Origin of the sequence: Streptomyces sp. F001, assembly GCF_004187715.1 — a bacterium.
GTDB classification, from domain to species: Bacteria; Actinomycetota; Actinomycetes; order Streptomycetales; family Streptomycetaceae; genus Streptomyces; species Streptomyces flavusporus.
On sequence record NZ_QZWF01000108.1, the window covers coordinates 1 to 5,018 of the forward strand.

A 5,018-nucleotide genomic window follows, 5' to 3' on the forward strand; every position below is an offset into this window, starting at 1 on the left:
GCGCACGCCGATCGGAAAGGCCAGGCGGGTTCGTCACGGACGAGAGCTGCCCCCGGTCCCCGACGCGCGGGCAGCTCTCGTCCGTGACGAACCCGCCTGGCCTTTCCGATCGGCGTGCGCAGCCAGCGGAGGGATCGCCCACCTCCGGGTCTGGAAGGCCGAAGGCGAAGGTCACGTCGCCATCGTCACGGAGACCGGGCTCGGAGCCTCCACGACCAATAGCGCGGGCGAGATCTGGGCGGAACTCGCAGTCTGCTTCCCCGGCCCGCTGGTCCTCTTCGAGCACTGGCCCGCCGGTTCTCTGGGGAAACGAGCTGTTGCAGCGTAAAGACTCTTGCGTTGATGCGGCTCAGCGACAGTGGCCGTGATCGTAGTCGACGCAACAGGTGTGGTGCGATCGCTGGATGGGGTGACGGGCCACAAGTCTTGATCGACAAGAACCGCACATCGGTGACAGCACGAACTTCGTTCCCTGGACCCCACTCTCGAACTCACACCGTGAGTGAAGGTTCTGACTGCTTCCTCCGGCCCTCCGCTGTCCCGCTCTGGGATGCTCAAGGCAGAGCAAGGTGAAGGTGGAAGGCGGGGGAAACATGTCGTCGGAGCAGCAGACACAGGTGAATGGGAGAGAGCCGGAGATCACGGTCGGGCAGCTGCTGCTCACGGAGTATCAGACGATCAAGGATGAGCAGAAGGCCCGTATCGGCTTCCGCGACAACCTGCTGTACGTGACACTAGCGGCCGTCGCCGCCGTCATCGCCGCTGCCGCGCAGGCCAAGCAGCCGCAGATGCTGCTCGCGTTGCCGCCGGTCTGTGTGGTCCTGGGATGGACCTACCTCGTCAACGACGAGAAGATCTCAGCGATCGGCGACTATGTGCGAAACGAGTTGGGACCGCGTCTCGCGGCGGCGACCGGAAGCTCCGACACGTCCGAGGTCGTCTTCAAGTGGGAGACCACCCACCGCACCGACGCGCGGCGCCGCTCGCGCAAACTCATCCAATGCGCGGTCGATCAGGGGGCGTTCTGCGCCGTACCACTGGCCGCACTCGTCGTGTACTGGGTGCATGGGGGCGGCGGGGCACTGCTGATCGGAATGTCCGTGATCGAGGCGCTGGCGATCGCCGGGCTCGCCGCCCAGATCCTCCTGTACGCCGGGATGCTCGGTACAGGCGACCGATAGAGGCATGAGGTATCGGGTACGCGCTGTCGATGAGCCCGTCCCTATGGAACTGACGTCGACGGGTCCCCGTCGTGCTTCCCGCTTGCCCTGCATGTCCGCCAGATGCTCCCCTGCCCGACGGACTGGCCCCGACAAGTCTCCACACCCACCACGGAATTGCTCGTTCCGGCTTGGGTGTGCTTTACGGTGAGCTCTGCACCCACGCAAGAGAAGAACGGTCGAGGCTGGTCACGTGGCAGACACCACTCTCCCCACTGCGGTCATCCTCACGGCCCTATCTGTGGAGTATGACGCCGTACGGGCCCACCTCACCGACACCGAGACACTCGTGCACGCCTCTGGCACCCGCGTTGAACGCGGCCGACTCCCCGGAACACCCTGGTACGTCGCCCTCGCTGAGATCGGTGAGGGCACCCTCACGGCGGCCACCCTCACCGAGCGCGTCAACTCCTGGCTCAACCCGCAGGCCCTGTTCTTCGTGGGTGTCGCGGGCGGCCTAAAAGACGACATCAACATCGGCGACGTCGTGGTGGCGACCAAGGTGTATGGCATTCACGGGGGCAAGCAGACCCCGGAAGGCTTCCTTGTACGCCCCGAGGCCTGGCACGCCTCCCACCGTCTGGAGCAGGCCGCCCGCCACGCCCTGCGTGGCACCGAGTTCCGGGCCCACTTCAAGCCGATCGCCGTCGGGGACGTTGTCCTCGCCGACGCCGAGTCCGTGATCGCACGCCACATCCACAAGCACTACAACGACGCTGCCGCCATCGAGATGGAAGGAGCCGGCGTCGCCCAGGCCGCCCACCTCACCGGTACCTTGGACACGCTGATCATTCGGGGCATCAGCGACAAGGCCGACCCGGATAAGAACAAGCGGGACGCGGAGGGCTCCCAGCCACAAGCCGCCAAGAACGCCGCCGCGGCCGCCATCGCCGTTCTCCACAAACTGGAACCGACCGACGTCGCAGATGTCCCAGCACAGGGGGCCGCTCCGGCATCTTCAGGGGCCGAGACGGACGAGGCGGGGGCAGCTGGGTCGCGCTCCCGGCAGGAGCAACTGGACCTTGCCCGGCGGGAGGCGCAGGCCCGCCGGCTTGTCCGGCTGCGCCCCGTCCCGGCGCACCGGCGTGAGGCAGTGCTGGAGTGGATGGCCGAGCACCCCGAGCCCGGGCTGGTGGTGCCGGAGGGCCAGGTGCGGGTGCTGGTGGGGCCCATGGGAGCGGGCAAGAGCGAGCGTGCCGGGCGCTGGCTGGAGGAGGGGCTTGAGGATGCGGAGCTCGACGACATGGTTGAGGTCCCCGTATGGCTGGATGCCCGTACGGTCACCCCTTCGCTGTCGGCCGCGGTGACGAAGGCAATCGGGAGGGACCCGATCCGGCCGTGCCGGGTGGTCATCGACGATCTCGACAGCCTCACGCCCCGGCAGGCCGACCAGCTCCTGGACGAGGCACGGCACTTGGTGCTGGTCTGGCCGAGGGCGCGGGTGCTGGCGACCAGCCGTGAGGGCGTTAAGGCGGAGCCGGAAGAACGTCTTACCGCCGATGCGTGGCCGCGGGAGCGCGGCGCTGACCTCTTGCGGTGCGTCCTCGGTGAGGAGCCGCCGCGGGCGGCGTGGACACCGGAAGCCCGCAAGCTGATGACCAGCCCGCTGCTGGTTCTGGCTATGGCCGCCCGCATCACCGGCGGCAAACAGATCGACGCCTCTCCCCTGCAGCTGCTGTCCGGCCTCGCCCGGGACGTCGTCGAGCGGGAGCGGCCCCAGGCCGACGACCAGACCTGGGACCGGCTTGCCCAGTTGGCCACCCGCATCCTCACCTCCCTGGAGCCGGTACCGGCCGCCTCGTTCGGCACCGATCCGCAGGTGTGGGCCCTGATTGAGACCGGCCTGGTCGTGGACGCCGAGGCTGGTCTCCGGTTTGCTCTGCCCCTCTTCGAGCAGTACTTCGCCGCCCACGCTCTCCGTTCCGGCACGGTCGCCCTGGAGGAAGCCGCCGGTGCCCACTCCTTCCCCGGCTGGAGATACGCACTCGCCTTCGCCGTCTCCACCGCGTCGGAGGAGACGGCCGAGCAGTGGATGCTGCGCCTGGCCCGGGCCAACCCGGCCGCCGCATCATGGATCCTCGACGAGATCGACCGCCCCCGCCATCTCCACGTGCACCGTGACGCTCCGGAGGAGGGCACCGACCCGTCACTGGAGGCCGGACGACGGCTGCGCGAGGCCGTCCAGGCGTTCCTGGCCGGCTTTGGAGCTTGCGGCCCACAACTGGCGCACCATCACGACGGCCAACTCGTGCAGTGGGGCGTGCGGCTACGCGGCCGCGGGATGGTCCTGTGCGAGGCCCGGGAAGCCACGCAGCCGGAACTGGTTCTCCTGCCCGACAGGCCGCTGGACGGCGCGCTGGCCGCCGGGTGGCAGTCAGGAACCGCGTTCGATCTGCCCGCCAGCCGTCTGGAGCGGTGGCGATGGTCGCGCGACCGGCTGTCGGAGCCCCTGGCCCGGCTGCTGCGCCAACGGCGTCTTCCTCTGCCCGCAGGCTCTCCGCTGGAGCGGGAGAGAATATGGTTCCTGGCCCAGCAGATCATGAAAATCAGGCACCACCGGTGGACCGAACCGGTCATCCCGCTGGCGGACCTGCGGGCCGCCGTCGCCGAGATGATGAACAGAGTCAATGCATCCCGGATGTCCCGTTGGCAGTCCGGCAGCGCGGAGGTCGACTCACACGACATTCGCTGGATCAACGCCCGGCTCGTCGGCCTGCACGGCGAGGACCTCAGCCCGCCACGCCCTCTGCCTGACCGGCGCAGCTCGGCCAACCGCTGGCGTTGGCAGGATTACTCCCCCGAGCTGACCGTCAGCATCCTCACCGACGTCCTCCGGGACGCTGTCACCGGCTACCGCGACCTGGTCGCCGAGAACTTTCCCCGCTTCGGATCCGCCCTGGGCCTGTACAGCGTTCTGCCCGTGTGCGCCGAGGGGCAGGTGATCACGAGGGAGGACGGGCCCGAAGGCAGTGGCCTGTACTACACCCTCACCCCCGCCCCTGAACGCCCGCTCGATGCCCCGCCCCAGGTCAGCCTCGTCCTCGCGGAGGTACTACAGCCCTTGCGCGACCAGGCCGGGCTGAGGGAAGCCAGTAGCCGTCAATCCGTCTTCCACCGCACCTCAGACCATCTGATCTCCCTGCCGACCGGAGCACCCCGGCCGGCGACCAACCTCGCCTACAACTGGCTCGCCGACGACCTTGGGGCCCTCGGGTGGCTCCGGCAGCGGCTGCACTTTTCCGAGTGACCTCGAGGCTCCATGGCGCCGTCTGAAGCTTCACCGGCTGACGCGGGCATCACGGGCGCGCAGGCGGAGGCCGATCAGGAAATGATGATCCACATGGAAAGGCCGGCTCCAGCCGCTGCGATGGCACCGTGCAGCGTGGTCCACACCACGTACAACCGGATTCTCCTCAGTTGCGGAAAGCGCCCGCGCTGCTCGCGGGATGTCGCTCTCAAGGTTGCCTCGATCTTCAGATCCGGGAACTGCTCAGCGATCTTCTTACGCAGCCCCCGTGCCTGTCCGACATGAAACGCACAGCGTTCATGGAACTTGAGGCAAGCGAACGCTCCGTAGAGCCCGAGCGCCATCATCGGCAGCGTCACGACGAGCATGGTTGGGCGGAGACCGCTGAGGGCGATGAAGCCTAGTCCGGCTGCCACGACAATGATGATGATGTTCGTCAGTGTCGCCCGTTGGTTCTCCGTCTGACGATCTGCCTCGCGCTGCTCCTTCCAGAGCTCAAGCAGCACATCGGTCCCGTCTGCCATGTCTACCCCAGTGAGATCGTCTCATCC

Annotated in this window: 2 protein-coding genes and 1 pseudogene; 2 read left to right on the forward strand and 1 reads right to left on the reverse strand. The window is 67.8% G+C overall.

What is annotated here, in order from left to right:
- The first annotated feature begins 593 nt into the window (after positions 1–593).
- Positions 594–1,181 carry a hypothetical protein gene (locus tag StrepF001_RS44440; RefSeq protein WP_129803752.1) on the forward strand — a complete coding sequence of 196 codons (588 nt, stop codon included), beginning with the start codon at positions 594–596 and terminating at the stop codon, positions 1,179–1,181.
- A gap of 232 nt (positions 1,182–1,413) precedes the next feature.
- Positions 1,414–2,124 (forward strand): annotated as a pseudogene (locus tag StrepF001_RS49220) (5'-methylthioadenosine/S-adenosylhomocysteine nucleosidase); the annotation flags it as partial.
- 2,417 nt (positions 2,125–4,541) lie between these two features.
- Here the strand turns inward: StrepF001_RS49220 and StrepF001_RS44450 are convergent.
- Positions 4,542–4,991 carry a hypothetical protein gene (locus StrepF001_RS44450; RefSeq protein WP_129803753.1) on the reverse strand — a complete coding sequence of 150 codons (450 nt, stop codon included), beginning with the start codon at positions 4,989–4,991 and terminating at the stop codon, positions 4,542–4,544.
- Positions 4,992–5,018: the final 27 nt, after the last annotated feature.

Excerpts from the sequence above, each read along its gene's own strand:
- StrepF001_RS44440 (WP_129803752.1), top strand. The coding sequence starts at position 594 with ATGTCGTCGGAGCAGCAGACACAGGTGAATGGGAGAGAGCCGGAGATC.
- StrepF001_RS44450 (WP_129803753.1), bottom strand. The coding sequence starts at position 4,991 with ATGGCAGACGGGACCGATGTGCTGCTTGAGCTCTGGAAGGAGCAGCGC.